General features: G+C 70.6%; 19 protein-coding genes. 15 read left to right on the plus strand and 4 right to left on the minus strand.

What is annotated here, in order from left to right; all coding sequences use genetic code 11:
• Positions 1–163 precede the first annotated feature (163 nt).
• The 5 genes from nusA (at position 164) to KAF39_RS16260 (ending at position 7,066) form a co-directional block, all read left to right on the plus strand.
• Positions 164–1,147 (plus strand): transcription termination factor NusA, encoded by a 984-nt coding sequence (gene nusA, locus KAF39_RS10720; RefSeq protein WP_210677241.1) that lies wholly within the window; start codon positions 164–166, stop codon positions 1,145–1,147.
• Between the two features lie 62 nt (positions 1,148–1,209).
• Entirely contained in the window at positions 1,210–1,464 is a 255-nt protein-coding gene (locus tag KAF39_RS10725; protein WP_081811550.1) for a YlxR family protein, read from the plus strand.
• Positions 1,465–1,558: 94 nt separating this feature from the next.
• Positions 1,559–4,294 carry a translation initiation factor IF-2 gene (gene infB, locus KAF39_RS10730; RefSeq protein ID WP_210677242.1) on the plus strand — a complete coding sequence of 912 codons (2,736 nt, stop codon included), beginning with the start codon at positions 1,559–1,561 and terminating at the stop codon, positions 4,292–4,294.
• 104 nt (positions 4,295–4,398) lie between these two features.
• Positions 4,399–4,824, plus strand: a complete 426-nt coding sequence (gene rbfA / locus KAF39_RS10735; protein ID WP_210677243.1) for a 30S ribosome-binding factor RbfA — start codon at positions 4,399–4,401, stop codon at positions 4,822–4,824.
• 115 nt (positions 4,825–4,939) lie between these two features.
• Positions 4,940–7,066, plus strand: coding sequence for a helix-turn-helix transcriptional regulator (locus tag KAF39_RS16260; protein ID WP_210677244.1), 2,127 nt, complete (start codon positions 4,940–4,942; stop codon positions 7,064–7,066).
• A 7-nt stretch (positions 7,067–7,073) separates the two neighbouring features.
• On the opposite strand, the gene KAF39_RS10745 is transcribed toward KAF39_RS16260, so the two are convergent.
• On the minus strand, positions 7,074–7,970 hold the full coding sequence (locus tag KAF39_RS10745; RefSeq protein ID WP_374093595.1) for an A/G-specific adenine glycosylase: 897 nt from the start codon (positions 7,968–7,970) through the stop codon (positions 7,074–7,076).
• A 63-nt stretch (positions 7,971–8,033) separates the two neighbouring features.
• On the opposite strand from KAF39_RS10745, the gene truB reads away from it, so the two are divergent.
• The 6 genes from truB (at position 8,034) to KAF39_RS10775 (ending at position 14,318) form a co-directional block, all read left to right on the plus strand.
• The gene (truB, locus tag KAF39_RS10750) at positions 8,034–8,927 is read left to right on the plus strand and encodes a tRNA pseudouridine(55) synthase TruB (protein WP_210677245.1); all 894 of its coding nucleotides are present in this window, start codon (positions 8,034–8,036) and stop codon (positions 8,925–8,927) included.
• On the plus strand, positions 8,924–9,292 hold the full coding sequence (locus KAF39_RS10755; RefSeq protein WP_210677246.1) for a hypothetical protein: 369 nt from the start codon (positions 8,924–8,926) through the stop codon (positions 9,290–9,292). The genes truB and KAF39_RS10755 overlap by 4 nt, the downstream gene beginning before the upstream one ends.
• Before the next feature lie 56 nt (positions 9,293–9,348).
• Complete coding sequence (locus tag KAF39_RS10760) at positions 9,349–9,786, plus strand: hypothetical protein (RefSeq protein WP_246878286.1); 438 nt, start codon at positions 9,349–9,351, stop codon at positions 9,784–9,786.
• The gene (locus KAF39_RS10765) at positions 9,783–10,733 is read left to right on the plus strand and encodes a bifunctional riboflavin kinase/FAD synthetase (protein WP_210677247.1); all 951 of its coding nucleotides are present in this window, start codon (positions 9,783–9,785) and stop codon (positions 10,731–10,733) included. The genes KAF39_RS10760 and KAF39_RS10765 overlap by 4 nt, the downstream gene beginning before the upstream one ends.
• A 206-nt stretch (positions 10,734–10,939) precedes the next feature.
• The gene (locus KAF39_RS10770; RefSeq protein WP_210677248.1) at positions 10,940–13,084 is read left to right on the plus strand and encodes a DEAD/DEAH box helicase; all 2,145 of its coding nucleotides are present in this window, start codon (positions 10,940–10,942) and stop codon (positions 13,082–13,084) included.
• Positions 13,085–13,289: 205 nt separating this feature from the next.
• Complete coding sequence (locus tag KAF39_RS10775; protein ID WP_025103187.1) at positions 13,290–14,318, plus strand: 6-phosphofructokinase; 1,029 nt, start codon at positions 13,290–13,292, stop codon at positions 14,316–14,318.
• 185 nt (positions 14,319–14,503) lie between these two features.
• Here the strand turns inward: KAF39_RS10775 and KAF39_RS10780 are convergent, their stop codons facing one another.
• Together KAF39_RS10780 and KAF39_RS10785 are read right to left on the minus strand one after the other, a co-directional pair.
• Entirely contained in the window at positions 14,504–15,367 is an 864-nt protein-coding gene (locus KAF39_RS10780; RefSeq protein ID WP_210677249.1) for a DUF559 domain-containing protein, read from the minus strand.
• A 379-nt stretch (positions 15,368–15,746) separates the two neighbouring features.
• Positions 15,747–17,840: a S9 family peptidase gene (locus tag KAF39_RS10785; protein WP_210677250.1), complete on the minus strand. Its 2,094-nt coding sequence runs from the start codon at positions 17,838–17,840 to the stop codon at positions 15,747–15,749.
• 154 nt (positions 17,841–17,994) lie between these two features.
• Here KAF39_RS10785 and KAF39_RS10790 point away from each other — a divergent pair, with 154 nt between their 5' ends.
• The 4 genes from KAF39_RS10790 to KAF39_RS10805 are packed head-to-tail and all read left to right on the plus strand — an operon-like array spanning position 17,995 to position 22,185.
• On the plus strand, positions 17,995–19,359 hold the full coding sequence (locus KAF39_RS10790; RefSeq protein ID WP_210677251.1) for an inorganic phosphate transporter: 1,365 nt from the start codon (positions 17,995–17,997) through the stop codon (positions 19,357–19,359).
• Positions 19,356–19,691: a peptidase gene (locus KAF39_RS10795; protein ID WP_210677252.1), complete on the plus strand. Its 336-nt coding sequence runs from the start codon at positions 19,356–19,358 to the stop codon at positions 19,689–19,691. The genes KAF39_RS10790 and KAF39_RS10795 overlap by 4 nt, the downstream gene beginning before the upstream one ends.
• 52 nt (positions 19,692–19,743) lie before the next feature.
• Positions 19,744–20,673, plus strand: a complete 930-nt coding sequence (locus tag KAF39_RS10800; RefSeq protein WP_210677253.1) for a phosphodiesterase — start codon at positions 19,744–19,746, stop codon at positions 20,671–20,673.
• 51 nt (positions 20,674–20,724) lie between these two features.
• Positions 20,725–22,185 carry an aspartate ammonia-lyase gene (locus KAF39_RS10805; RefSeq protein WP_210677254.1) on the plus strand — a complete coding sequence of 487 codons (1,461 nt, stop codon included), beginning with the start codon at positions 20,725–20,727 and terminating at the stop codon, positions 22,183–22,185.
• A 64-nt stretch (positions 22,186–22,249) separates the two neighbouring features.
• Here the strand turns inward: KAF39_RS10805 and KAF39_RS10810 are convergent, their stop codons facing one another.
• The gene (locus KAF39_RS10810; protein WP_210677255.1) at positions 22,250–23,119 is read right to left on the minus strand and encodes a fumarylacetoacetate hydrolase family protein; all 870 of its coding nucleotides are present in this window, start codon (positions 23,117–23,119) and stop codon (positions 22,250–22,252) included.
• Between the last annotated feature and the right edge of the window lie 70 nt (positions 23,120–23,189).

The raw sequence follows: 23,189 nt of genomic DNA on the forward strand, positions 1-23,189 counted from the left end.
CAGGCCACCGCGCGGACACAGGCTGCTTCCGGCAGGGTGCCTGCTGTCGCGTGAGTGCCTGTGTCCACGGAGGCCGGATGGCCCGGGGGTGCGGCGCACGGTATCGTTGTACGGATGTCGCGCGTGCATTCAGGCGCGACGAGAGCTGAATAGGGAGGCCGTCATGGACATCGAACTGAGTCTGCTGCGAGGGATCGAGAAGGAGAAGGCGATCCCGTTCGACGAGCTCGTCGCGATCATCGAGCAGGCGATCCTGACCGCATACTCCAAGCACGTCTCGCCCGACGGAGCGACGCCCGAGGGCGTCCGCGTGCACCTCGACCGCAAGACGGGGCACGTCGCCGTGCTCCAGGTCGTGCGGGACGAGGAAGGCGCCGTCATCGGCGAGGAGGAGACGACGCCCGACGACTTCGGTCGCATCGCCGCCTTCGCCGCCAAGCAGGTCATCAGTCAGCGGCTTCGCGACATCGCGGACGACGCGGTGCTCGGCGAGTTCAAGGGCAAGGAGGGCGACATCGTCGCCGGCGTGATCCAGCAGGGGCCCAACCCCCGCATGATCCATGTCGACCTCGGCTCGGTCGAGGCGATCCTCCCGCCCGAGGAGCAGGTGCCGGGTGAGGAGTACACGCACGGCTCGCGCCTGCGCGTGTACGTCACGAGCGTCGCCAAGGGGCTCAAGGGCCCGCAGATCACGGTCTCCCGCACGCACCCCGGCCTGGTCAGGAAGCTGTTCGCGCTCGAGGTGCCGGAGATCGCCGGCGGCCTCGTCGAGATCGTCGCGCTGGCTCGCGAGGCGGGCCACCGCACCAAGATCGCGGTGAAGGCGAACGACCCGTCCATCAACGCCAAGGGTGCCTGCATCGGCGAGATGGGGCGCCGCGTCCGCGCTGTCACGGAGGAGCTGGCGGGGGAGAAGATCGACATCGTCGACTACGACGCCGATCTGCCCACGTTCGTGGCGCACGCGCTGTCGCCCGCGAAGGTGACGAGCTCGTTCGTCCTCGACGCGAGCACCAAGGCCGTCCGCGCCCTCGTGCCGGACTACCAGCTGTCGCTCGCCATCGGCAAGGAGGGTCAGAACGCGCGTCTGGCCGCCAAGCTCACGGGGGCGAAGATCGACATCCAGCCGGACAGCGTCCTCGACTGATCCCTGTCCGTCCTCGCCGCCACGCCCGGCGGCGGCGAGGACGGATGGAACGCAGGTGTAAGATGGAACCCGTACGAACGTGCGTCGGTTGCCGCACGCGTGCTCCCCGCTCCACTCTGCTCAGGGTGGTGGCCCAGAACGACACCCTTATCCCCGATGAGCGTGCTGTCCTGCCGGGGCGCGGCGCGTGGGTGCATCCGACACCCGAGTGCATGGAGGCCGCTCTGCGGCGTCGAGCTTTCGGAAGAGCACTGCGTGTGACCACTCAGCTGGACACACGGATCTTCGAACAGCACCCACCAAGAAACAAAGGCTGAACAGCTATGGAAACAAAGTGAACGGCTCGAAATGAGACCCGTCCGCGACTAGTGGTCTGCCCTGTCTGGGCAGACCGACCCAGACAGGAGAATTGTGGCTGGTAAACCACGCGTACATGAGATCGCCGCCGAACTCGGCGTCGACAGCAAGGTCGCTCTTGCAAAGCTCAAGGAGCTCGGCGAGTTCGTGAAGAGCCCGTCGTCGACGGTCGAGCCTCCGGTGGCGCGCAAGCTGCGCGCTGCGATCGAGGCCGACCCGTCCCTCAAGGCGGGATCCGAGCCCGCTGCGGCGAAGCCCGCGGCCAAGCCCGCACCGAAGTCCTCCGGGCCGACCCCCGGCCCGAAGCCCGGTCCCAAGCCGGGCCCCGCGGCTCCGGCCGCCCCGGCACCGGCGCCCGCCCTCGCGGCGGAGAAGGCTCCGGCACCGTCGGCGCCCGCCAAGCCGGCGGCCCCGGCCCCGGCCCCGGCCGCGCCGTCCTCCGGTGACGGCAACGCGCCGAAGCCCGGCGCGCCGCGTCCCGGCAACAACCCGTTCTCGTCCGCACAGGGGATGGGCCAGCGTCCCGCCGGTCCCCGCCCCGGCAACAACCCCTTCGCCTCGGCGCAGGGGATGGGCCAGCGGCCGACCCCCGGCAACATTCCGCGTCCGCAGGCGCCGCGTCCCGGCGCCCCGCGTCCCGGCGCCCCGCGTCCCGGTTCGCCGCGTCCCGGCGCCCCCCGTGGCGGTCAGGGCGGTCGTCCCGGTGCTCCGTTCCAGCAGCGCACGGGCGGCCCCGGTCGTCCCGGCGGCGGTGGCGGTCCCGGTGCGGGTCCCCGTCCCGGCGGCGGTTTCGCCGGTCGTCCTGGTGGCGGCGGTGGCCGCGGCCGTGGTCCCGGCGGTGGCACCGCCGGTGCCTTCGGCAAGGGCGGCGGCAAGAGCAAGCAGCGCAAGTCGCGGCGGGCGAAGCGGCAAGAGTTCGAGATGCGGAGTGCCCCGGTCGTCGGTGGCGTCAACGTCACCCGCGGCAACGGGGAGACCATCCGCATGCGTCGCGGTGCCTCCATCGCGGACTTCGCCGACAAGATCGAGGCCCTGACCGGCTACACCGTGCAGCCGGGCACCCTCGTCACGATCCTCTTCAACCTCGGCGAGATGGCCACGGCCACCGAGTCGCTGGATGAGGCCACGTTCGAGGTCCTCGGTGAGGAGCTGGGCTACAAGGTCCAGATGGTCTCGCCCGAGGACGAGGACAAGGAGCTCCTCGAGGGCTTCGGTCTCGACCTCGAGAAGGAGCTGGAGGAGGAGAGCGAGGACGACCTCGAGATCCGTCCCCCGGTCGTCACCGTCATGGGTCACGTCGACCACGGTAAGACGCGCCTCCTCGACGCGATCCGTCAGACCAACGTCATCGAGGGTGAGGCCGGCGGCATCACCCAGCACATCGGTGCCTACCAGGTCTGGACCGAGCACGAGGGCATCGAGCGGGCCATCACGTTCATCGACACCCCCGGTCACGAGGCGTTCACCGCCATGCGTGCCCGTGGTGCGCAGGTCACCGACCTCGCGATCCTCGTGGTCGCGGCCGACGACGGCATCATGCCGCAGACGGTGGAGGCGCTGAACCACGCCCAGGCGGCGAACGTGCCGATCGTGGTCGCGGTGAACAAGGTCGACAAGCCCGAGGCCAACCCGGCCAAGGTGCGTCAGCAGCTCACCGAGTACGGTCTGGTGGCCGAGGAGTACGGCGGCGACGTGATGTTCGTCGACGTGTCCGCGCGGGCGAACACCGGCATCCAGGAGCTCCTGGACGCCGTGCTGCTCACGGCGGACGCCGGTCTCGACCTCACCGCCAACCCGAACAAGGCCGCGCGCGGTGTCGCCATCGAGGCGAAGCTCGACAAGGGTCGCGGTTCGGTCGCGACGGTGCTGATCCAGTCCGGAACCCTCCGGGTCGGCGACGCGATCGTCGCCGGTACGGCGTACGGCCGCGTCCGGGCGATGATCGACGAGAACGGCGAGATCGTCGAGGCGGCCGCGCCGTCCCGTCCGGTCCAGGTGCAGGGTCTGAACTCCGTGCCGCGCGCCGGCGATGTCTTCATCGTCACCGAGGAAGACCGCATGGCCCGTCAGATCGCGGAGAAGCGCGAAGCCGTCGAGCGCAACGCCCAGCTGGCCAAGGCCCGCAAGCGCATCTCGCTCGAGGACTTCACCCGTGCTCTCGAAGAGGGCAAGGTCGAGTCGCTCAACCTCATCATCAAGGGTGACGTCTCCGGTGCCGTCGAGGCGCTGGAGGAGTCGCTCCTCAAGATCGAGGTCGACGACTCGGTGCAGCTGCGCATCATCCACCGCGGTGTCGGTGCGATCACCGAGTCCGACGTGAACCTGGCGACGATCGACAACGCGATCATCGTGGGCTTCAACGTCCGTCCCGACACGAAGGCGCGCGAGCGCGCGCAGCGTGAGGGCGTGGACATCCGCTTCTACTCCGTCATCTACAACGCGATCGACGAGATCGAGAGCTCGCTCAAGGGCATGCTCAAGCCGGAGTACGAAGAGGTCCAGTCGGGTGTCGCCGAGATCCGCGAGGTGTTCCGCTCCTCGAAGTTCGGCAACATCGCCGGTGTCATCGTGCGGTCGGGAACGATCACGCGCAACGCCAAGGCCCGCGTCATCCGCGACGGCGTCGTCATCGCCGATGGCCTCGCCATCGAGTCGCTGCGCCGCTTCAAGGACGACGTCACCGAGGTGCGGACGGACTACGAAGCCGGTATCGGCCTCGGCAAGTACAACGACATCCAGATCGGTGACGAGATCGAGACGACCGAGATGGTGGAGAAGCCCCGCGGCTGATCCGTCGACTCCGGCGGCTGTCTCCTCCTCCCATCCGGGGGGAGGGGGCAGCCGCCTCCGCGGTTCGCTGGGAGCCGCGATGCACAGAGGTGGGAGAAGGAACAATGGCTGGTGAACGACAGGCCCGACTCGCGGATCGCATCCGTGTGATCCTCGCCGAGCGCCTGGAGAAGGGGCTGCGCGACCCGCGCCTCGGCTTCGTGACCATCACCGACGTCCGCGTGAGCGGCGACCTGCAGCACGCGTCCGTGTTCTACACGGTGCTCGGCACGGAGGAGGAGCGTCTCGCCAGCGGGGCCGCGCTCACCTCGGCGACCGGAATGCTGCGCAGCGAGGTCGGACGCCAGCTCAGCACGCGTCTCGTGCCCACGCTGGAGTTCATCCCTGACGCGCTCCCCGAGAACGCGGACCACATCACCGCGCTGCTGCGGCAGGCGCAGGAGCGGGACGCCGAGGTCGCCAAGCTCGCGTCCTCCGCGACCCACGCGGGTGAGGCTGATCCGTACCGGTCGGACGACGACGAGGACTGAGCTCGTTTGATACCCTCGGATCCGCGGCGGGCCGACTACCGGTGGATCTGGGGGGATCGACATTCAGGCGACGAGCACGCCCGCGGGCCGCTTCGTCGTGCCGGCGACGGCGGGAGTGCTCCTCGCTGAGCTGGTGCGGCTCGACCTCGCCTGCGCGCCGCACGTCCTGGCGCGTCTCGCTGCCGCTCTGGCGGGGGACACCCCGGCCATCATCGCGACAGCCGCGCGGCTGACGCCCGAGGAACGCCGGGGGCTCCGCCCTCTGCCGTCCCCTCTTCCGGCCATCACCCGCCATCCGACGGTGCGGGACGATCTGCGGGCCGCGACGACGGAGGACCGCCGTCTCCTCCTGACGGTCGCGCTGTCCCTCGATGAGGAGCTGGGCCCGGTCCTGGCGGCCGACGGACGCGGTGTCGCGGACGTGATCCGCGGAAGCGCGGCGCGGCACCTCCTGATCCACGCCGGGCGCATCCGCATCACGGACCCGCGTGTGACGAATCACGTGCTCTCCTCCGCGACACCGGCGGAGGCCGAACGTACTCACCGCCGTCTGGCGGCCGTGCATGCCGAGCGGGGAGACCGCGCCGCGGCGGCCTGGCATCGCGCACGGGCCTGCCCGGTCGCGGATCCCACCGTGGCGGTGGCCCTCATCGGCGGCGGCCGGGCTGCGGCGTCCGCGGGCCGTGCAGAGCGGGCCCTGTCCTTCGCCGCCGAGGCCGCGGCCCACGCCACCGGCGGCCTGCGGGAGGAGGCGCGCGTCCTCGCGGGCTCTGCGGCGCTCGCGTGCGGTTTCGCCGCGGAGGCGGCCGACTGGCTGGGCGCGCTCTTCCCCGCGGCGGCCGAGCCTCGGCGGCTTCGTGCTCTCGGTCCGCTCCTCGCCGCGCACGCGGTGGTCCACGGCAGTGTCCCGATCGTGGACCCTCGGCGGTTCGCGCCCACCGCGCCGCCGCTCGCGGGTGACGCCGCCTGGCTGCGGACCGCAGGTATCGCCGCGATCCTCTGCGCCGAACGCGGCGACCGCGACCGCGCGCGACGGTGGCTGGCCACGCTCCGGGAGGCCGCCGTCCGCACCGGTGAGCATGGCGCGCTGCGGGACGCCGTGGTGGGGCTGTGCGGTCTCCTCTCCGGCGAGATCGTGACGGGCGGGGAGCCGGCCCCGTCCACTCCGCTCCTCGGGGGCGCGGGCGAGGCCCTGCACGCCGCGATCGCCGGGGACATCGACGAGGGCCTCCGCGTGCTCGGTTCGGCGGCTGGGTCCGCCCTGCGCGAGCGCGACCCGCTGATGCCTGGATTCGAGGGCAGCCCCGTGGCTCGGGCGTATCGGGCTGTGACGGAGGTGCTCCTGCTCGTCTGGCGCGGCGATATCGGACGCGCGCGGGAAGCCCTGCTCGCGGCAGCTCTGGATGTGCCGATCGGGATCCCGTTCGCGGGACTCGGCGTCGTGCTGGCCCGGCGGCTCGATCTCGCCGTGCTCGGTGCGCTCGGACCGTTCGCGCGGTCGCTGACTGCCGTCCTCCCGTCGAGCCGGGCTCCGGACGTACTCGTCGACCGCGCTGTCGAGGCGTTCCTGGACGGCTCGTTCGAGGCGGCCGCTGGAGCGATGGGCCTGTGGCAGGACCGCGGCGCCCCGCATCCGCCGTTCGCGGTGCCGGGCCTGGATGACGTCCTGCTGCGGCATGGGGATGCCGGTCCGCCGCCGGTCCGGCCACCGGAGGCGGACGTCGCCCTGGCTCTGCGCCGCGTGGTCGCCCGCTCCGCTGACGGCGGCGGGCACACGGATCACGAGGCGCTGAGCACACAGGCACGAGGCCTGCGCTCACCGTTCGCACGGGGCCGCGTCGAGCTTCTCCTCGGCGCTCGGTGCGCCCTGCAGGGCGATGTCGTCCGCGCGCGGGTCCACCTCCAGCAGGCGGAACGGCTCTTCGATGCGGCCGGCGCGTCGGCCTGGGAGCGGACCGCTCGCCGCCGCCTCGACCGGCTGGATGCCGAGGGGCAGCGGTCCACAGCGGTGCCGGAGGAGCTGGGTGCGTGTCGGAGCGCGTGGGCGCAGCTGCTGACCGCGCGGGAGCTGGAGGTCGCGATGCTCGCGGTGGGCGGGACCGGGAACAGGGAGATCGCGGAGCGGCTGTCGGTGTCGGTCCGCACGGTCGAGGTGCACCTGGGGCGGGTCTTCTCGAAGCTGGGGGTGCGCAACCGGGTCGAACTCACGGTGCTGGCGCATCGCAGTGAGCGGCACCTCTGACGTGTGGTCAGCGCGGCAGGGACAGGCCTTCGCCGTCGGCCTCCGCGAGCCCGTCCGCGACCAGCGAGTCGATCGCGCGATCCCGCTGCAGCCGGTCGGGCCAGTCCGGGAGGACGGCGACGAGGGGAACGGTCTTCGGTGCGGACTCGCGGAGCAGCCGCAGCACGGCGCCACGGGCCTGGCGATCCGAACCCTCGTACGTCGCCTGCCGTCGCCGGGTGTCGCCCGTGTCGGGACGGCCCGCCGCGAGCCACGCGCAGGTGTCCGCCAGCGGGCAGCGTTCGCACCGCGGACTCCGGGCGGTGCAGACGGTCGCCCCGAGTTCCATCGTCGCGGCGTTGAGGACGGCGGCCTCGGCCGGGTCGTCGGGAAGCAGCGACGCCATGAGAGCGAGGTCCCGGCGGGACGGGGGCGCCGGCTGCGCACGCCCGTCGATCGCCCGCGCCAGGACGCGGCGGGTGTTGGTGTCGACGACCGGGTGGCGGTCGCCGTACGCGAAGACGGCGACGGCGCGCGCGGTGTAGTCGCCGATCCCGGACAGCGCGAGGAGAGCGTCGACGTCACGGGGCACGACCCCGCCGTGACGGTCGACCACCTCGACGGCCGCGCGGTGCAGCCAGAGCGCCCGCCGCGGATAACCGAGGTTGGCCCACTGCTGCACGACGTCGGCGGGGGCCGCCGCCGCCATCGCCCGCGGTGTCGGCCAGCGGGCGAGCCAAGCGTCGAGATGGGGGATCACCCGGTTCACGGGCGTCTGCTGCAGCATGAACTCGCTGACGAGGACGCCCCAGGCGCCGAACCTCGCATGGAAGTCGGGTCGTCGCCACGGGAGGTCACGTGCGGCCTCCGCGTACCAACCGGGCAGACGCGCCATCGTCGCGGGGGACGGTGCGGGCGCGGCCATCCCTCCAGCCTAGGCGAGCACCGCCCGGCGTTCTCCGCGCTCCGGCGTCGGTAGGCTGGAGGGATGGTCACCCCGGGCATCCTCCTCGTCGACAAGCCCGGCGGGCTGACCAGCCACGACGTGGTCGCCCGCACCCGGAGGGCCTTCGGCACCCGCAAGGTCGGGCATGCGGGCACACTCGATCCGATGGCCACGGGGCTGCTCGTGATCGGCGTCGAGGGCGCGACCCGGCTGCTCACGTACATCGTGGGGGCGGACAAGACATACGAGGGGACGATCCGGCTCGGCGCGGTCACCACGACCGACGACGCCGAGGGGGACATCGTCCACACGGCCGCTCCTGCGGCCCTCGCCGCCGTCGACGACGGCGCGATAGACGTCGGGATCGCGGCTCTCACCGGCGTGCTCTCCCAGGTCCCCAGTGCGGTGTCGGCGATCAAGGTGGACGGCCGCCGCGCCTACGATCGCGTCCGTGCCGGCGAAGAGGTCCAGCTCGCGCCGCGCGAGGTGGTCGTCTCGCGTTTCGACGTCGTCGCGCGGCGCCGCCGGCCGGACGCCATCGACCTGGATGTCATCGTGGACTGCTCCTCCGGCACCTACATCCGCTCGCTCGCCCGCGACCTGGGGGCGGCGCTGGGCGTCGGCGGTCACCTGACGGCGCTGCGCCGAACGAGGGTCGGTCCGTTCGCGGTGGCCGACGCCGTGCCGCTCGACGCGCTCGACGGTGCGCCCCTGCTCACACCCGGACAGGCCGCCGGTCTCGTCCTCCCCGTCTTCCCCGTCACCTCCGAGGAGGCGCGCGACCTGCGACACGGCAAGCGCCTGGTCGGACGCGCGGACCGGCTGGAGGGCCCCCTCGCCGCCGCGCTCGAGGCCGATGGGGAGCTGGTCGGCATCGTCGAGAAGCGCGGCGCCGACGTGAAGAGCGCCATGAACATGCCGGAGGTCTCCCGATGATCCTGTGGTTCACGATCGTGCAGATCGTCGTCTCCGTCGCCGCCGGGCTGTTCTGCCTCGGCGTGGGACTGGCCGGACGACGACCGAGTGACTTCTCGGTGGGAGCCCTCGCGCTGGTCGAGGTGCTCCTGATCGTCCAGGTCGTCGTCGCCATCGTGGCGCCGCTCGCGGGCAACCCTCCGACGGGTGATCTGCTGGAGTTCTGGGTGTATCTCGTCTCGGCAGTCCTGCTGCCGGTCGGCGCCGTCCTCTGGGCGCTGATGGAGCGCAGCCGGTGGAGCACGGTGGTGCTCGGTGTGGCGGCGCTCGCGATCGCGATCATGCTCTGGCGCATGCAGGTGATCTGGACCGTCCAGGTCGCCTGACGGGCCTCAGGGGGCGGACGCCGGGCGGCTCACCCGGCTCTAGGATGGAATGCGCTATGAGCTCCACCGCCCCCACCACTCGGATGACCGGAATCGGTCGCGTCCTCGTGATCGTCTACGCCGTCATGGCGCTGGCGGCCACCGGACGCAGCTTCGTGCAGATCGTGCGCCGGTTCGATGAGGCGCCACTCGCCTACACGCTGTCGGCGCTGGCGGCGGTGGTGTATGTGCTGGCCACGCTCGCGCTGATCTTCGCCCGCCGCCGGGGCTGGTACACGGTCGCCTGGGTGGCGATCGTCTTCGAGCTCACGGGCGTGCTCGTGGTCGGGGTCCTCAGCATCGTGCTCCCGGAGCTGTTCCAGCACGAGACCGTGTGGTCGCTCTTCGGGCGCGGGTACCTGTTCATCCCGCTCGTCCTTCCCGTCTTCGGGATCTGGTGGCTGCGCACGCATCGGCCCGTCGACGCCGAGCGTCCGGTCGAGGTCGCCGCGTGATCGTCTTCCGTAGTCCGGCCGAGGTGCCGGAGGGCTATGGCCCCAGTGCGGTTGCCATCGGCAAGTTCGACGGTGTGCACGAGGGACATCGCGCCGTCATCCGGCGTCTGAACGACGCGGCCGCCGCCTCGGGAAGTCGCGCCGTCGCGGTCACCTTCGACCGGAACCCCCTGGCGGTGATCCGCCCCGACCGGTGCCCCGAGAACGTCGTGACCGTCGATCGCAAGCTGGAGCTGCTCGGCGAGCTCGGGCTCGACGCGACGCTCGTGCTCACGTTCGACGAGGAACTTGCGGCCCGCAGCGCGGAGGAGTTCGTCGTCGACATCCTCGTCGGCGCACTGCACGTGTCGACCGTGCTCGTGGGGGCGGACTTCCGCTTCGGGCACCGCGGGGCCGGCACCCCGGACCTCCTGCGCGAGCTCGGCCCGCGATACGGGTTCACGGTCGAGGTCGTCGACGACGTGTACCTTCCCGGCTCGAGCCGGCGCGTGTCGTCGAGTTGGATCCGCGAGCTGCTCATGGAGGGCGACGTCGCGGGCGCCACCCGCGCGCTCGGGCGGTACCCCGATGTGCGGGGTGTCGTGGTGCACGGTCTCAAGCGCGGGCGTGAGCTCGGGTTCCCGACCGCGAACCTCTCTACGATCGTCGACGCCTTCGTGCCGGCGGACGGCGTGTACGCGGGCTGGCTCGTCGATCACGACACCGGGATCCGTCATCCCTCGGCGATCTCGGTGGGGACGAACCCCACCTTCGACGACGTGCTCGTGCGCCAGGTCGAGGCGCATGTGCTCGGGGAGACCGGCCTCGACCTCTACGGGCATGACGTCACGGTCGAGTTCGTGGAGCGCCTCCGTGGGATGGTGGCGTTCGAGGGGATCGAGAAGCTCATGGTGCAGATGTCGGCCGACGTCGCCCAGGCGGCTGCCATCCTCGGCACTTCCGACTGACAGCCGGAGGCCCCGCCGTGTTTCCGCGGGACGTCGACGGCATGGCATAGAATGGGGACAGGTTCCCACCGGTCCCGTACGTATCGCGTGCATCGGAGGGAACACCGATCCACGGTCCGCACGGTCCTGGCTCACGCCACACGCGGACGACGAGAACGGCCCACGGCTCCCTGGGGGTGCCGGGGCCCTTCAGGCTCAGGAGGAGCATGCCGACCACGGCAACCGCCGCCCCGCGGCGCAAGAAGACGTCCCGTCGCGACGACGAGGCACCCCTCATCCCGATCCTCGCGCGCAAGGTGCGCGAGATCGAGGCGAAGTCTCAGCGCGGCAAGCTGGGCCCCACGAACCGCACGAAGTTCCAGGTCATCGCCTTCCTGGTGCGCGAGGAGCGCGCCCGGGTGAAGGCGGACACCGAGATCACCGACGCCGCCCGCACCGAGCTGCTGAAGCGTCTCGACGGCGTCGCCACGATCCTCGCCAAGACGGCGGCCCGCGACACGTCGCTCATCCAGCTGCTCGAGGCCGACCAGGCCACGTCGCCGGTCGCCAAGCGGATGCGGCGCGACTGGTTGCTCGAGTCGGGGGCTGAGCTGCCGCCCGAGGAGCTCATCATCGCCGACCCCGCCCCCGTGCAGGTCTCCGTGGTGCCGGCCGCGATCGCCGAGCGCCAGGTCACGCCGCCGTCGGTGGAGGCGCGACAGCTCGCCAATCCGTTCCTCGCGCCCGACCTCACTCCGCGTCCGGCCAGTACGCCTCGTCGTCGCCTCGACGGCTGGGAGCTGATGGGACCGCTGTACAAGGCGTTCGAGACCGGCGCGGGCGGCTCCGCCGCGTCGATGGAGCTCCCGCCCGCTCCGGAGTTCGATCACATCTCGCCCAAGGGTCGTGAGGTGATGGTGCACCAGTCGCGCTTCCTCGAGGCGGTGCGGGCGGGGCACCGCAGCTTCCTCCTCGCCGACGAGCCGGGCCTCGGCAAGACCGCGCAGTCGGTGCTCGCGGCCTCCGTCGCCGGCGCCTACCCGCTGCTGGTGGTCGTGCCCAACGTCGTGAAGATGAACTGGGCGCGCGAGGTGGAGCGGTGGACGCCGCAGCGTCGTGCGACGGTGATCCAGGGTGACGGCGACGACATCGACGCGTTCGCCGACGTGTTCATCGTCAACTACGAGATCCTCGACCGGCACATGTCGTGGCTCGCGTCGATCGGCCTGCGCGGCATGGTCGTCGACGAGGCCCACTTCATCAAGAACCTGTCGTCGCAGCGCTCGCAGAACGTGCTGTCGCTCGCCGCCCAGGTGCGTGAGCGCACCCCGGGACACGACCCGCTCATGCTCGCGCTCACGGGCACCCCGCTCATCAACGACGTCGAGGACTTCGACGCCATCTGGCGGTTCCTCGGATGGACCAACGGCGAGAAGCCCGGCCCTGAGCTCATGGAGAAGCTCGACGCGACGGGGCTGACGCCCGCGGACAAGGCTTTCTACCCGGAGGCGCGAGACGCCGTCATCTCGATGGGCATCGTGCGCCGGAAGAAGAAGGACGTCGCGGCCGACCTCCCGGACAAGCTGGTCGCCGACCTCCCGGTGCAGCTCGACGACGAGTTCGGCCGCAGCATCCGTCAGGCCGAACGCGAGCTGGGCGAGCGGCTGGCCGCTCGCTACCATCGCATCATCGAGGCTCGGGGCGAGCGCGGACTCGCTCCCGGGGAGATCGACGACGATATCGTCCGTCTCGTCGCGCAGAACGAGCTCGAGGAGTCGAAGGCCGCCGGCACGGGTGGGGACAACGTCTTCACCATGGTGCGCCGCATCGGTCAGGCGAAGGCCCTCCTCGCTGCGGATTACGCTGCCCAGCTGCAGCGCTCCGTCGGCAAGGTCGTGTTCTTCGCGAAGCACATCGACGTCATGGACCAGGCTGAGGCGCACTTCGCCGCCGCCGGGATCCGCGCGGTGTCGATCCGCGGCGATCAGTCCACGACGGCTCGTCAGCAGGCGATCGACGACTTCAACGGCGATCCCGGGGTCGGCATCGCCGTCTGCTCGCTCACCGCGGCGGGGGTCGGCCTGAACCTCCAGGCGGCCTCGAACGTGGTGCTCGCGGAGCTGTCGTGGACGGCGGCCGAGCAGACGCAGGCCATCGACCGCGTGCACCGCATCGGCCAGGGCGAGCCCGTGACGGCGTGGCGCATCATCGCAGCCCACACCATTGACACGAAGATCGCGGAGCTCATCGACCAGAAGCAGGGCCTCGCGGCCCGTGCCCTGGACGGCGAGGCGACCGAGGAGACGGCGAGCGAGTCGGTGCAGCTCGCGGCACTCATGCACCTGCTGCGGGAGGCTCTCGGCGGCCGCTGAGAGCATGTCAAGAAGCTCAATTCTTAACGCCGCACGGCGACGCGAATCCTGCCTCGACGCGAAAATCGTCGCCTCCGTCCGTCGAGGTCGTCAAGATCACCGGTTTTCGACACCCTCGAATGGCCTTGTGAGGGGCGGGGGCGCTAGTGTCGATCGCAGGCACTGTCGCCTCACCCCCCTTCCCTCGACCTCCGAAGGCAGCAGCATGAAAATCGGCATCCTGACGAGCGGCGGCGACTGCCCCGGACTCAACGCGGTCATCCGCGGCATCGTGCTCAAGGGCACGACGACCTACGACCTGGAGTTCGTCGGCATCCGTGACGGCTGGCGCGGCGTCGTCGAGGGCGACTTCATGCCGCTCACCCGGCACGAGGTGAAGGGCCTGTCCAAGGTGGGCGGCACGATCCTCGGCACCAGCCGCACCAACCCGTACGAGGGGGAGCGCGGGGGAGCGGACAACATCGCGAAGACCCTCTACGGGCACAAGATCGACGGGATCGTGGCGATCGGCGGCGAAGGCACCCTCGCGGCCGCGGACCGCCTCGCGAAGGACGGCATCAAGGTGCTCGGCGTGCCGAAGACGATCGACAACGACCTCCGCGCCACCGACTACTCGTTCGGGTTCGACACGGCGGTGAACATCGCGACCGACGCGATGGATCGCCTGCGCACGACGGGAGACTCCCACCAGCGCTGCATGGTGGCGGAGGTCATGGGGCGGCACGTCGGCTGGATCGCGCTCCACGCGGGCATGGCCGCCGGCGCTCACGTCATCTGCATCCCGGAGGTGCCGATGTCGCTGGACGAGATCACCGCGCTCGTCACCAGCGCCCACGACCGGGGCCGTGCGCCGCTCGTCGTCGTGTCGGAGGGCTTCAAGCTCGCCGGCATGGACGAGGCGTACAGCGACAAGGGCCTGGATGCGTTCAACCGGCCGCGCCTCGGTGGCATCGGCGACCTCCTCGCTCCCGAGATCGAGCGGATCACGGGCATCGAGACCCGTGCCACGATCCTCGGCCACATCCAGCGCGGCGGCTCGCCCTCGGCATTCGACCGCGTCCTCGCGACCCGGCTCGGCCTGCACGCAGCCGACGCGATCGTGGATGGCGCGTGGGGGCAGATGGTGGCCATGCAGGGGACCGACATCGTTCGCGTGCCGTTCGCGGATGCCCTCGGCGAGCTCAACACCGTGCCCCGTTACCGCTACGACGAGGCCGCCGCCCTCTTCGGCTGACCCCGGCCCAGGCATTCGCGCGCCCTCCGGCGTCCCTGCTCTCGAGCGCCTGACCTCGCGCGAGCGCCTGATCCCGTGCGAGCGCCAGACTCAGGCGTTCGCGCGAGATCAGGCGAGCGCGATCGCTTTTCGCCTGTACGCGCGCGGCCGCCTGCTCGTGCGGGGCGTGTCAGACGCTCGCGCGGCTAGAGACGACCTGACATCCGACGACCCGCGTGGTGGAGTCCCTGCGCGAGCGCGGCCAGGACGGTGTCCTCGACGTGAGTGTCGTCGAGCATGACGTGGTGGTAGTCGAATCGCAGGACGGTGTAGCCGCGGAGTGCCAACCGCGCGTCCGCAGCGAGGTCTCGTCGCCGGTCGCCCGCGGCGCTGTGATGGCGGAAGCCGTCGATCTGGATGGCGAGCCGTTCCCCGATGACGCCGTCGAGCGGATGACCGTCCACCCACACCTGCTGCCGCACGTCGATGCCGATCGCACGCATCCGTTCGACGAAGACCGTCTCGGGGCCTGAGTCCGATCGGCCGCGGACGCTTCGAGCCAGACGGTTCGCCGCGTCGCACCGCCACCGCACGCGGGCGAGGGTGTCCATTCCCACCGCACCGTGACGGAGGGCGGCCTCCCACATCACGCGAGCCTCCGTCGGCGGGCGGCATCGCGCGACGTGGAAGAGGACGTTCAGGACGGGATCGACGGCCGCGCGCGGATGCACCGGCACCGGACCTCGGGCGCAGTGGACGTGTATACCGGCACGCTCGAACCGCGAGGCGGTGCGGGGGAGGGCGACGTGCACATCCGCAGCCCCGACATCCCACCATCCGGCGAGGCCCGCGGCGCTCACGCAGGTGACTCTCCCGCCGACTGATGCTGCGGCCCGGCGCATCGGTTCGGCATCGGGGAGAAGCAGCCAGGATCGCCGCACCCGGTCGAGCGTGCCCTCCCGCACCGCTCGACGCATCTGGTAGTCGGTGAAGCCCGCGTCGCGCACGCGCGACGAGTGCGCGGAGCCTCCCTGCTCTCGAATCCAGCTCTCCAGTTGCTTGCGTCTCACCCCTCCACCCTGACGGCTCGCGCGGCACTCTTTCTCGCGGCACCCGGCATGGGGAGGTGTTTCGCGAGATCCGTGCCCTGTGCAGGATCAGTGGTCAGGCGCGCCGCCACAGGCGCCCGCTCGGGATCATGCAGCGAGAGCGACCAACGCCTGACATCGCGCGCTTGCCTGACGCCAGGCCGACGCCTGCGCCGGCGTCAGACGCGAGAGCGCAGGCCTGCGCGCGAGATCAGGCACGGAGAGGCATCAGTGCCTGGTGCCGCGCGCTTGCCTGGTGGCGTGCGCTTGCCTGGTGGCGTGCGCTTGCCTGGTGGCGTGCGCTTGCCTGGTGGCGTGCGCTTGCCTGGTGCGTGCGAGCGCCTGACCCCGGGACGTCCGGTCAGGCGAGGTGGAGCGTGTCCAGCAGCCAGGCCAGCTCGAAGGCCCGCTCCCGCCAGGAGTTGTAGCGCCCGCTGACCCCGCCGTGCCCCGCGACCATCTCGCACTTGAGCAGCACGTCCTTCGCCCCGGCTTCCCGCAGGCGGGCGACCCACTTCGCCGGCTCGACGTAGAGCACGCGGGTATCGTTCAGCGAGGTGACCGCGAGGATCCGCGGGTACTCGACCCCTTCCCTGACGTTCTCGTAGGGCGTGTACGACTTCATGTACGCGTAGACCTCGGCGTCGTGGAGCGGGTCGCCCCATTCGTCCCATTCGATGACCGTGAGGGGGAGCGAGGGGTCGAGGATCGTGGTCAGCGCGTCGACGAACGGCACTCCCGCGAGGATGCCGGCGAAGAGCTCGGGGGCGAGGTTCGCGACCGCCCCCATGAGCAGACCGCCCGCACTGCCGCCCTCGGCGACGAGCTGGGCGGGCGTGGTCGTGCCCTCGTTGACGAGGTGCCGGGCGCAGGCGACGAAATCCGTGAACGTGTTCCGCTTGTGCAGGAGCTTGCCCTCCTCGTACCACTGCCGCCCCATCTCGCCGCCCCCGCGCACGTGCGCCACGGCGAAGACGACCCCGCGGTCGAGCTCCGAGAGCCGGGCGACGGAGAAGCCGGGGTCGATGGAGTGCTCGTAGGAGCCGTACCCGTAGAGGTGGACGGGGCGCGGGGCCGCACCCGGGTCCCCGAAGGACCGCTTCCAGACGAGGGAGATCGGGACCCGCGTGCCGTCCTCCGCCGTGGCCCATTCGCGCCGCTGCCCGTACTCGGCGGGGTCGTAGTCGCCGAGGACCGTCACCTGCTTGCGGAGCACGAGCTCGCGCGTCGCGAGGTCGAGTTCGTACACCGTGCCGGGGGTGACGAACGAGGTGTACCCGAGGCGCAGGAAGGGAGAGTGCCACTCGGGGTTGCCGCTCACCCCCGCGGAGTAGAGCGGCTCGTCGAAGCGGAGCTCCTCCACCGCGTCGGTCGCGTAGTCGAGGAGGCCGACGCGCTCGAGGCCTTCGCTGCGGTACTCCACGGTGGCGAAGTCGCGGAAGGCGTCGACGCCGAGGAGGCGCCGACCCGGCTCATGCGGGACTACGACGCGTCGTTCCCCCTGCGGGTCGTCTGCGGCGACGGAGACGAGCTCGAAGTCCAGCGCGTCGTCGTTGTGCAGGATGAGGAGCCGGTCCTCGCCGTCCACCACCGCGTGCTCGAGCGAGTACTCGACGCCCTCGCGACGGGGCCACACCAGGCGGGGCTCCGCGGTGACGTCGCCCTCCAGATCCACGAGGTACTCCTCGCTGGTGATGCTGGAGCCGACGCCGATCACGAGGTAGCGGCGGCTGCGGGTGATGCCGGCACCGAGCCAGAACTTCTCGTCCGGCTCGTGGAAGAGGCGGACGTCGTCCGACACCGGCGTGCCGAGCCGGTGCAGCCACAGGGTGTCCGGCCGCCAGGCGTCGTCCCGGGTCGTGTAGAGGATGCCGGTACCGTCCGGGGTGAAGAAGGCGCCCCCCGTGTTCGGGATCTCGTCGTCGAGCGTGACGCCGGTCTCGAGGTCTCGCACGTGGACCGTGTAGAGCTCGTCGCCCTCGAAGTCCGTCGACCACAGCAGCTTCGTCGCGTCGTCGGAGGTGTCGAACGCGCCGAGCGCGAAGAACTCGTGTCCCTCGGCTTCGACGTTGCCGTCGAGCAGCACCTCCTCGCCGGGCACCGGGACGCCCGGTTCGAGCCGCGGGGGCGTCCAGTCGCCCTCGGCCGCGGCGGCGCGGCAATGGATGCCGTACTGCGCCCCCTCCTCGGTGCGGCTGTAGTACCACCGGGCCCCTCGCCGTGTCGGCACGGAGAGGTCGGTCTCCTGGACCCGTCCCTTGATCTCCTGGAACAGCGTCTCGCGGAGCGGGGCCAGGTGAGCCGTCTCGGCGTCGGTGTGCGCGTTCTCGGCTTCCAGGTGGGCGATCACCTCGGGGGAATCCTTCGCGCGGAGCCATTCGTACGGGTCGTCGACCGTGTCGCCGTGGTGAGTGCGGAGGGTGGAGCGGCGGGCGGCGATCGGGGCGTCAGTCACCGTCCCACGCTATCCCAGGTCGAGTTGACCGGCACGGGGGACGGTGGCAGGATTTACCGGGGCCGGTAAACGGAAGTCAAACCCACGGTGAACTCTTCGTTCGTCACGTCGATCACGTCGACACCTCCCTCTTCCTCAAGACCGAAAGCGAACGGTGGAAACCGCAGCCCTCATCGTCGTGCTCGTCATCGCGCTGGCACTCTTCTTCGATTTCACGAACGGGTTTCACGACACCGCGAACGCGATGGCCACGCCCATCGCGACCGGAGCGCTCAAGCCCAAGACCGCGGTGCTCCTGGCCGCTCTGCTGAACCTGGTCGGCGCCTTCCTGTCGACGGAGGTCTCCAAGACCATCTCCGGCGGCATCATCCAGGAGGATGCGATCATTGCCGCGGGGGCGGAGCTGTTCCTCGCCTTGATCTTCGCCGGTCTGATCGGCGCCATCACCTGGAACATGCTCACCTGGCTGCTCGGCCTGCCGTCGAGCTCCTCCCACGCCCTCTTCGGCGGCCTGATCGGCGCGACCCTCGTCGGCGCCGGTCTCGGGGGCATCGACTTCGGAGCGGTGCTGTCGAAGATCGTCCTGCCCGCTCTCATCGCCCCGATCACCGCCGGCATCATCGCCTTCGTCGCGACGAAGATCGCCTACTCGGTGACGCGCCGATACGACGGCAAGCCGGACGGTCGTGACGGCTTCCGCTGGGGGCAGATCTTCACTTCGTCCCTCGTCGCTCTCGCGCACGGCACGAACGACGCGCAGAAGACGATGGGCGTCATCACGCTCGCCATGATCACGATCGGCTGGCAGTCCGGTGCTCACCACGAGCCCGAGCTCTGGGTCATCGTCGCCTGTGCGTTCACCATCGCGCTGGGCACCTACCTCGGCGGGTGGCGCATCATCCGCACGCTGGGCAAGGGGCTGACCGACGTCAAGCCGGCGCAGGGCTTCTCCGCCGAGAGCTCGACGGCCGCGACCATCCTCGCCTCCAGCGCCCTGGGCTTCGCGCTCTCGACCACGCAGGTCGCCTCGGGGTCGGTGATCGGTTCGGGCCTCGGCCGCCGCGGCTCGACGGTCCGGTGGCGGACAGCCGGCCGCATCGGCGTCGGCTGGCTGCTGACGCTCCCCGCCGCCGGTGGCGTCGGTGCCCTCGCCGCGCTGCTCGTCGTGTGGCTCGGCACCTGGGGCGTCGCGATCGACGCGGTCCTGGCGGTCGCGATCATCCTCGGCCTGTACATGCGCTCCCGGCGCAACGCCGTGACCCCGGCCAACGCGATGAGCGATGTGGCCGAGTCGCATCTGGCCGTCGAGGTGCCCGACACCCCGCCGCCCACGCGCCGCCAGCAGCGCATCGCTCAGGCGAAGGCGGAAGCGAAGGCCCGGGCAGAGGCGAAGGACAAGGCCAAGGCCGAGGCCAAGGACAAGGCGAAGAAGAACGCCAAGGCCAAGGCCGACGCGAAGGCCGCGAAGACGGGCACCCTCCCGTCCTCCGACGTGCCGCGGAACGAGGACCAGGCATGAACGTCACGATCGACTGGTTCGCCTTCCTGCAGGTGTTCGCCGCCGCGCTCATCGGCGCGGCCGCCATCGTCACCTTCTACGCCGTGGGGCTGCGACTGCTGGTCCGCAGCGGTCGCGCGCCGATCGTGAGCCCGGCCGAGTTCACGGACGCCATCACGGTGATCTCCGAGAAGGAGCTCAAGCGTGCCGCCAAGCAGGCGGCCAAGGCGGCGAAGAAGAGCCCGCTCACCGAGGGGCAGAAGACGGTCGCCCTCGTCGGCGCCTACGCGTGCTTCGTGCTCTGCGGTGTTGCCGTCATCGCCGGAATCCTCATCATCGTCGTCGGTCACTGACCGCTCCGGCGAGCCCGGTGGGCGCGTCGGTGCACGGCCCTAGGCTGTGGGCATGTCCGCAGTGCTCGGAACCCCTCCCGTCTTCGGCCGGTATGCGCCGGCCTCCCACGTCCTGATCCACGTCAGCGACCCGCACTTCCTCGCCGGGGGCGCGGCCCTGGGTGGGCGGTACGACGTCGAGCAGACCTTCGCGCAGACGCTCGCGGCGATCCGCGCCGTGCATCCGTCGCCCGCGGCGATTGTGATCACCGGCGACCTCGCTGATCTGGGCGAGCCGGACGCGTACCGCCGGTTGCGGGCTGCCGTCGAGCCGGTGGCCGCCGCCCTCGATGCGCCCGTCGTCTGGGTCGCCGGGAATCACGACGAGCGTCCGGCGATGCGGGAGGTCCTGCTGGGCGGCGAGCCCGGCGAGGAGCCCGTCACCGGGGTGTGGGACCTCGACGGCCTTCGTCTGGTCGCCCTGGACACGAGCGTCCCCGGCTGGCACCACGGCGACCTCGGTCCCGCTCAGCTCTCCTGGCTGGCGGACGTCCTCTCCGAGCCGGCACCACACGGCACGCTCCTGGCGATGCACCATCCGCCGCTGCCCAGCCATCTGCCGCTGTTCGACATCCTCGAGCTCCGGCATCAGGATGAGCTCGCGGCGGTCATCCGGGGCACGGACGTCCGCGGCATCCTGGCGGGGCATCTGCACTACTCCTCGCACGGGCTGTTCGCCGGTGTCCCGGTGAGCGTGGCGTCCGCCACCTGTTACACGATGAACGTGGCGCGTCCGGCGGCGGACGTGAACGGGATGGACGCTGCCCAGGCCTTCCAGATCGTTCACGTGCGACCGGAGACCATCACACACACGGTCGTCCCGGTGGTCGACGCCCCGACGGGCGACTACTTCTCGGAAGAGTGGATCGCACGGATGGCGGCGCTCAGTCCGGAGGCACGCCTGGAAGCGTTCTCCCGGAAATCGCCGCAGGGACCGGCGTAGACTGGCAGCATCCCCCGACTTTCCGTTCGCCACGACCCACGAGGATGTGACATGGCTTCTGCCGCGCCCGCCAAGACCCGTACCGAGACCGATTCGCTGGGGAGTATGGAGATCCCCGTCGACGCGTACTGGGGGATCCACACCGCCCGCGCCGACGCGAACTTCCCCATCTCCAAGCGCCCCATCTCGGTGTATCCCGACCTGGTGATCGCGCTGGCGATGGTGAAGCAGGCCAGCGCCAGGGCCAACCGGGAGATCGGGGTGCTCGACCCCGAGCGTGCCGACCTCATCGACCGGGCGGCGCAGCGCGTGATCGACGGCGAGTTCCACGACCAGTTCACGGTCGGCGTGATCCAGGGTGGCGCCGGTACCTCGACGAACATGAACGCGAACGAGGTCATCACCAACATCGCGCTCGAGCTCGCGGGACGGGAGAAGGGCGACTACGCCTTCCTCTCGCCGATCGACCACACGAACCGCAGCCAGTCGACGAACGACGTCTACCCGACGGCTGTCAAGATCGGCCTCTCGCTGACCCTGCGGTCGCTGCTCGACGAGCTGGACGCGCTGCGCGTGGCCTTCCTCGGCAAGGCGGGGGAGTTCCACGACATCCTCAAGGTCGGCCGCACCCAGCTGCAGGACGCCGTGCCCATGACCCTCGGGCAGGAGTTCCACGGCTTCGCGACCACGTTGGGGGAGGACCACAGTCGTCTCACCGAGAACGCGTCCCTCATGTTCGAGATCAACATGGGGGCGACCGCGATCGGCACCGGCATCACGACGCACCCTGACTACGCGCCCGCCGTGCTGAAGCACCTGCGCGAGATCACCGGTCTCGACCTCGAGACGGCCACCGACCTGGTGGAGTCGACGAGCGACACCGGTGCGTTCATGTCGTTCTCGTCGTCGCTCAAGCGCAACGCGATCAAGCTCTCGAAGATCTGCAACGACCTCCGGCTGCTCTCGTCCGGTCCCCAGGCCGGTCTCGGCGAGATCAACCTCCCGGCGCGGCAGGCGGGTTCCAGCATCATGCCCGGCAAGGTCAACCCCGTGATCCCTGAGGTCGTGAACCAGGTGGCCTTCGCCGTCGTCGGGGCCGACACGACCGTCACCATGGCGGTCGAGGGCGGACAGCTGCAGCTCAACGCGTTCGAGCCCGTCATCGCGCACTCGATCTTCCAGTCGATCACCTGGATGCGTCAGGCCATGTGGACCCTGCGGGTCAACTGCGTCGAGGGCATCACCGCCAATCGCGACCGCCTGGGTGCGATGGTCGGCGCCTCCGTCGGCGTGATCACCGCGCTCACCCCCTTCATCGGCTACGCGGCCGCGGCGGCTCTCGCCAAGACCGCGCTGCTGACCAACCGCAACGTCGCCGACCTGGTGGTCGAGGCCGGTCTGATGTCACGCGACGAGGTCACGAAGCAGCTGTCTCCGGCACGGCTGTCGGGCCTGGAGACGGTGACGGCGGCGATCCCGATCGTCACGCCGGATGACCTGATCCAGATCTGAGAGTCGGTCGGAGACACGAAGGGGACGGGAGCCGAGCGCTCCCGTCCCCTTCGTTCGTCCGTGCTCAGTCGAGGATGCGGCAGTGCGTCGTGAGCTCGCCGATCCCGTCGATGCCCACGGTGACGGTCGAGCGGTCGCGGAGGAAGATCTGCGGGTCGCGGGAGTAGCCTGCGCCACCGGGGCTTCCGGTGGAGATGAGCGTGCCCGGCAGCAGGGTGAGCGACTGGGAGAGGTGGGCGATGAGCTTCGCCACCGAACGCACCATCTGGTCGGTGCTGGCGTCCTGCACGGTGTGTCCGTCGACGACGGTCCAGATGTGGAGGTCCTGCGGGTCGGCGATCTCGTCGGCGGTCACGGCGAACGGGCCGGTGGGGGTGAAGCCGTCGAAGGACTTGCACCGCGACCACTGCGCCTCGGAGAACTGGATGTTGCGGGCGGTGATGTCGTTGACGACGGTGTAGCCCCAGACGTGGGACAGGGCGTCCGCTTCGGGCACGTCCTTCGCCGGGGTGCCGATGAGCACGCCCAGCTCCGCCTCGTAGTCGACGGCCTCGCTGAGGCTGCGCGGCCAGGAGGTGGTCTGGTCGTGTCCGGTGAGCGAGTTGGGCCACAGGGTGAACACGGTCGGCGCCGCGTCGGTCTTGAGGCCGAGCTCGCTGGAGTGGGCGGCATAGTTCAGCCCGACGGCAAGCACGGCGGGCGGAGCGATCACGGCGGAGGCGAAGCCCCAGCCGTTCAGCGGATGACGCGGTGCCGTACCGTCGCGGAGGGCGGCGCGGAGGTCGTCGAGTCCGGCGTCTCCTCGCTCGATCAGCTGCTGCAGGGTGGCAGGCGCGTCGGACAGGAGATCGGAGACGAGGATGGCGTCCGAGCCCTCCACGACCGCGAGAACCGCAGCAGAGGAGTCTGGACGGCGCAGGTGAGCGAACCGCATGGTTCTACGCTACCGGGTGCGTGCGACCCGTCGGGTGGAGGAAGCCCCCAGACCCCGGCGCGGATGCTTG

Source organism: Microbacterium sp. BLY (assembly GCF_017939615.1).
Taxonomy (GTDB): Bacteria; Actinomycetota; Actinomycetes; order Actinomycetales; family Microbacteriaceae; genus Microbacterium.

Coding starts and splice junctions, on each gene's coding strand:
- KAF39_RS10775 (WP_025103187.1), top strand. CDS start 13,290: ATGAAAATCGGCATCCTGACGAGCGGCGGCGACTGCCCCGGACTCAAC.
- KAF39_RS10745 (WP_374093595.1), bottom strand. CDS start 7,970: ATGGCCGCGCCCGCACCGTCCCCCGCGACGATGGCGCGTCTGCCCGGT.
- truB (WP_210677245.1), top strand. CDS start 8,034: ATGGTCACCCCGGGCATCCTCCTCGTCGACAAGCCCGGCGGGCTGACC.
- KAF39_RS10810 (WP_210677255.1), bottom strand. CDS start 23,119: ATGCGGTTCGCTCACCTGCGCCGTCCAGACTCCTCTGCTGCGGTTCTC.
- KAF39_RS10795 (WP_210677252.1), top strand. CDS start 19,356: ATGAACGTCACGATCGACTGGTTCGCCTTCCTGCAGGTGTTCGCCGCC.
- KAF39_RS10800 (WP_210677253.1), top strand. CDS start 19,744: ATGTCCGCAGTGCTCGGAACCCCTCCCGTCTTCGGCCGGTATGCGCCG.
- nusA (WP_210677241.1), top strand. CDS start 164: ATGGACATCGAACTGAGTCTGCTGCGAGGGATCGAGAAGGAGAAGGCG.
- KAF39_RS10805 (WP_210677254.1), top strand. CDS start 20,725: ATGGCTTCTGCCGCGCCCGCCAAGACCCGTACCGAGACCGATTCGCTG.
- KAF39_RS10770 (WP_210677248.1), top strand. CDS start 10,940: ATGCCGACCACGGCAACCGCCGCCCCGCGGCGCAAGAAGACGTCCCGT.
- KAF39_RS10725 (WP_081811550.1), top strand. CDS start 1,210: ATGGAACCCGTACGAACGTGCGTCGGTTGCCGCACGCGTGCTCCCCGC.
- rbfA (WP_210677243.1), top strand. CDS start 4,399: ATGGCTGGTGAACGACAGGCCCGACTCGCGGATCGCATCCGTGTGATC.
- KAF39_RS10755 (WP_210677246.1), top strand. CDS start 8,924: ATGATCCTGTGGTTCACGATCGTGCAGATCGTCGTCTCCGTCGCCGCC.
- KAF39_RS10760 (WP_246878286.1), top strand. CDS start 9,349: ATGAGCTCCACCGCCCCCACCACTCGGATGACCGGAATCGGTCGCGTC.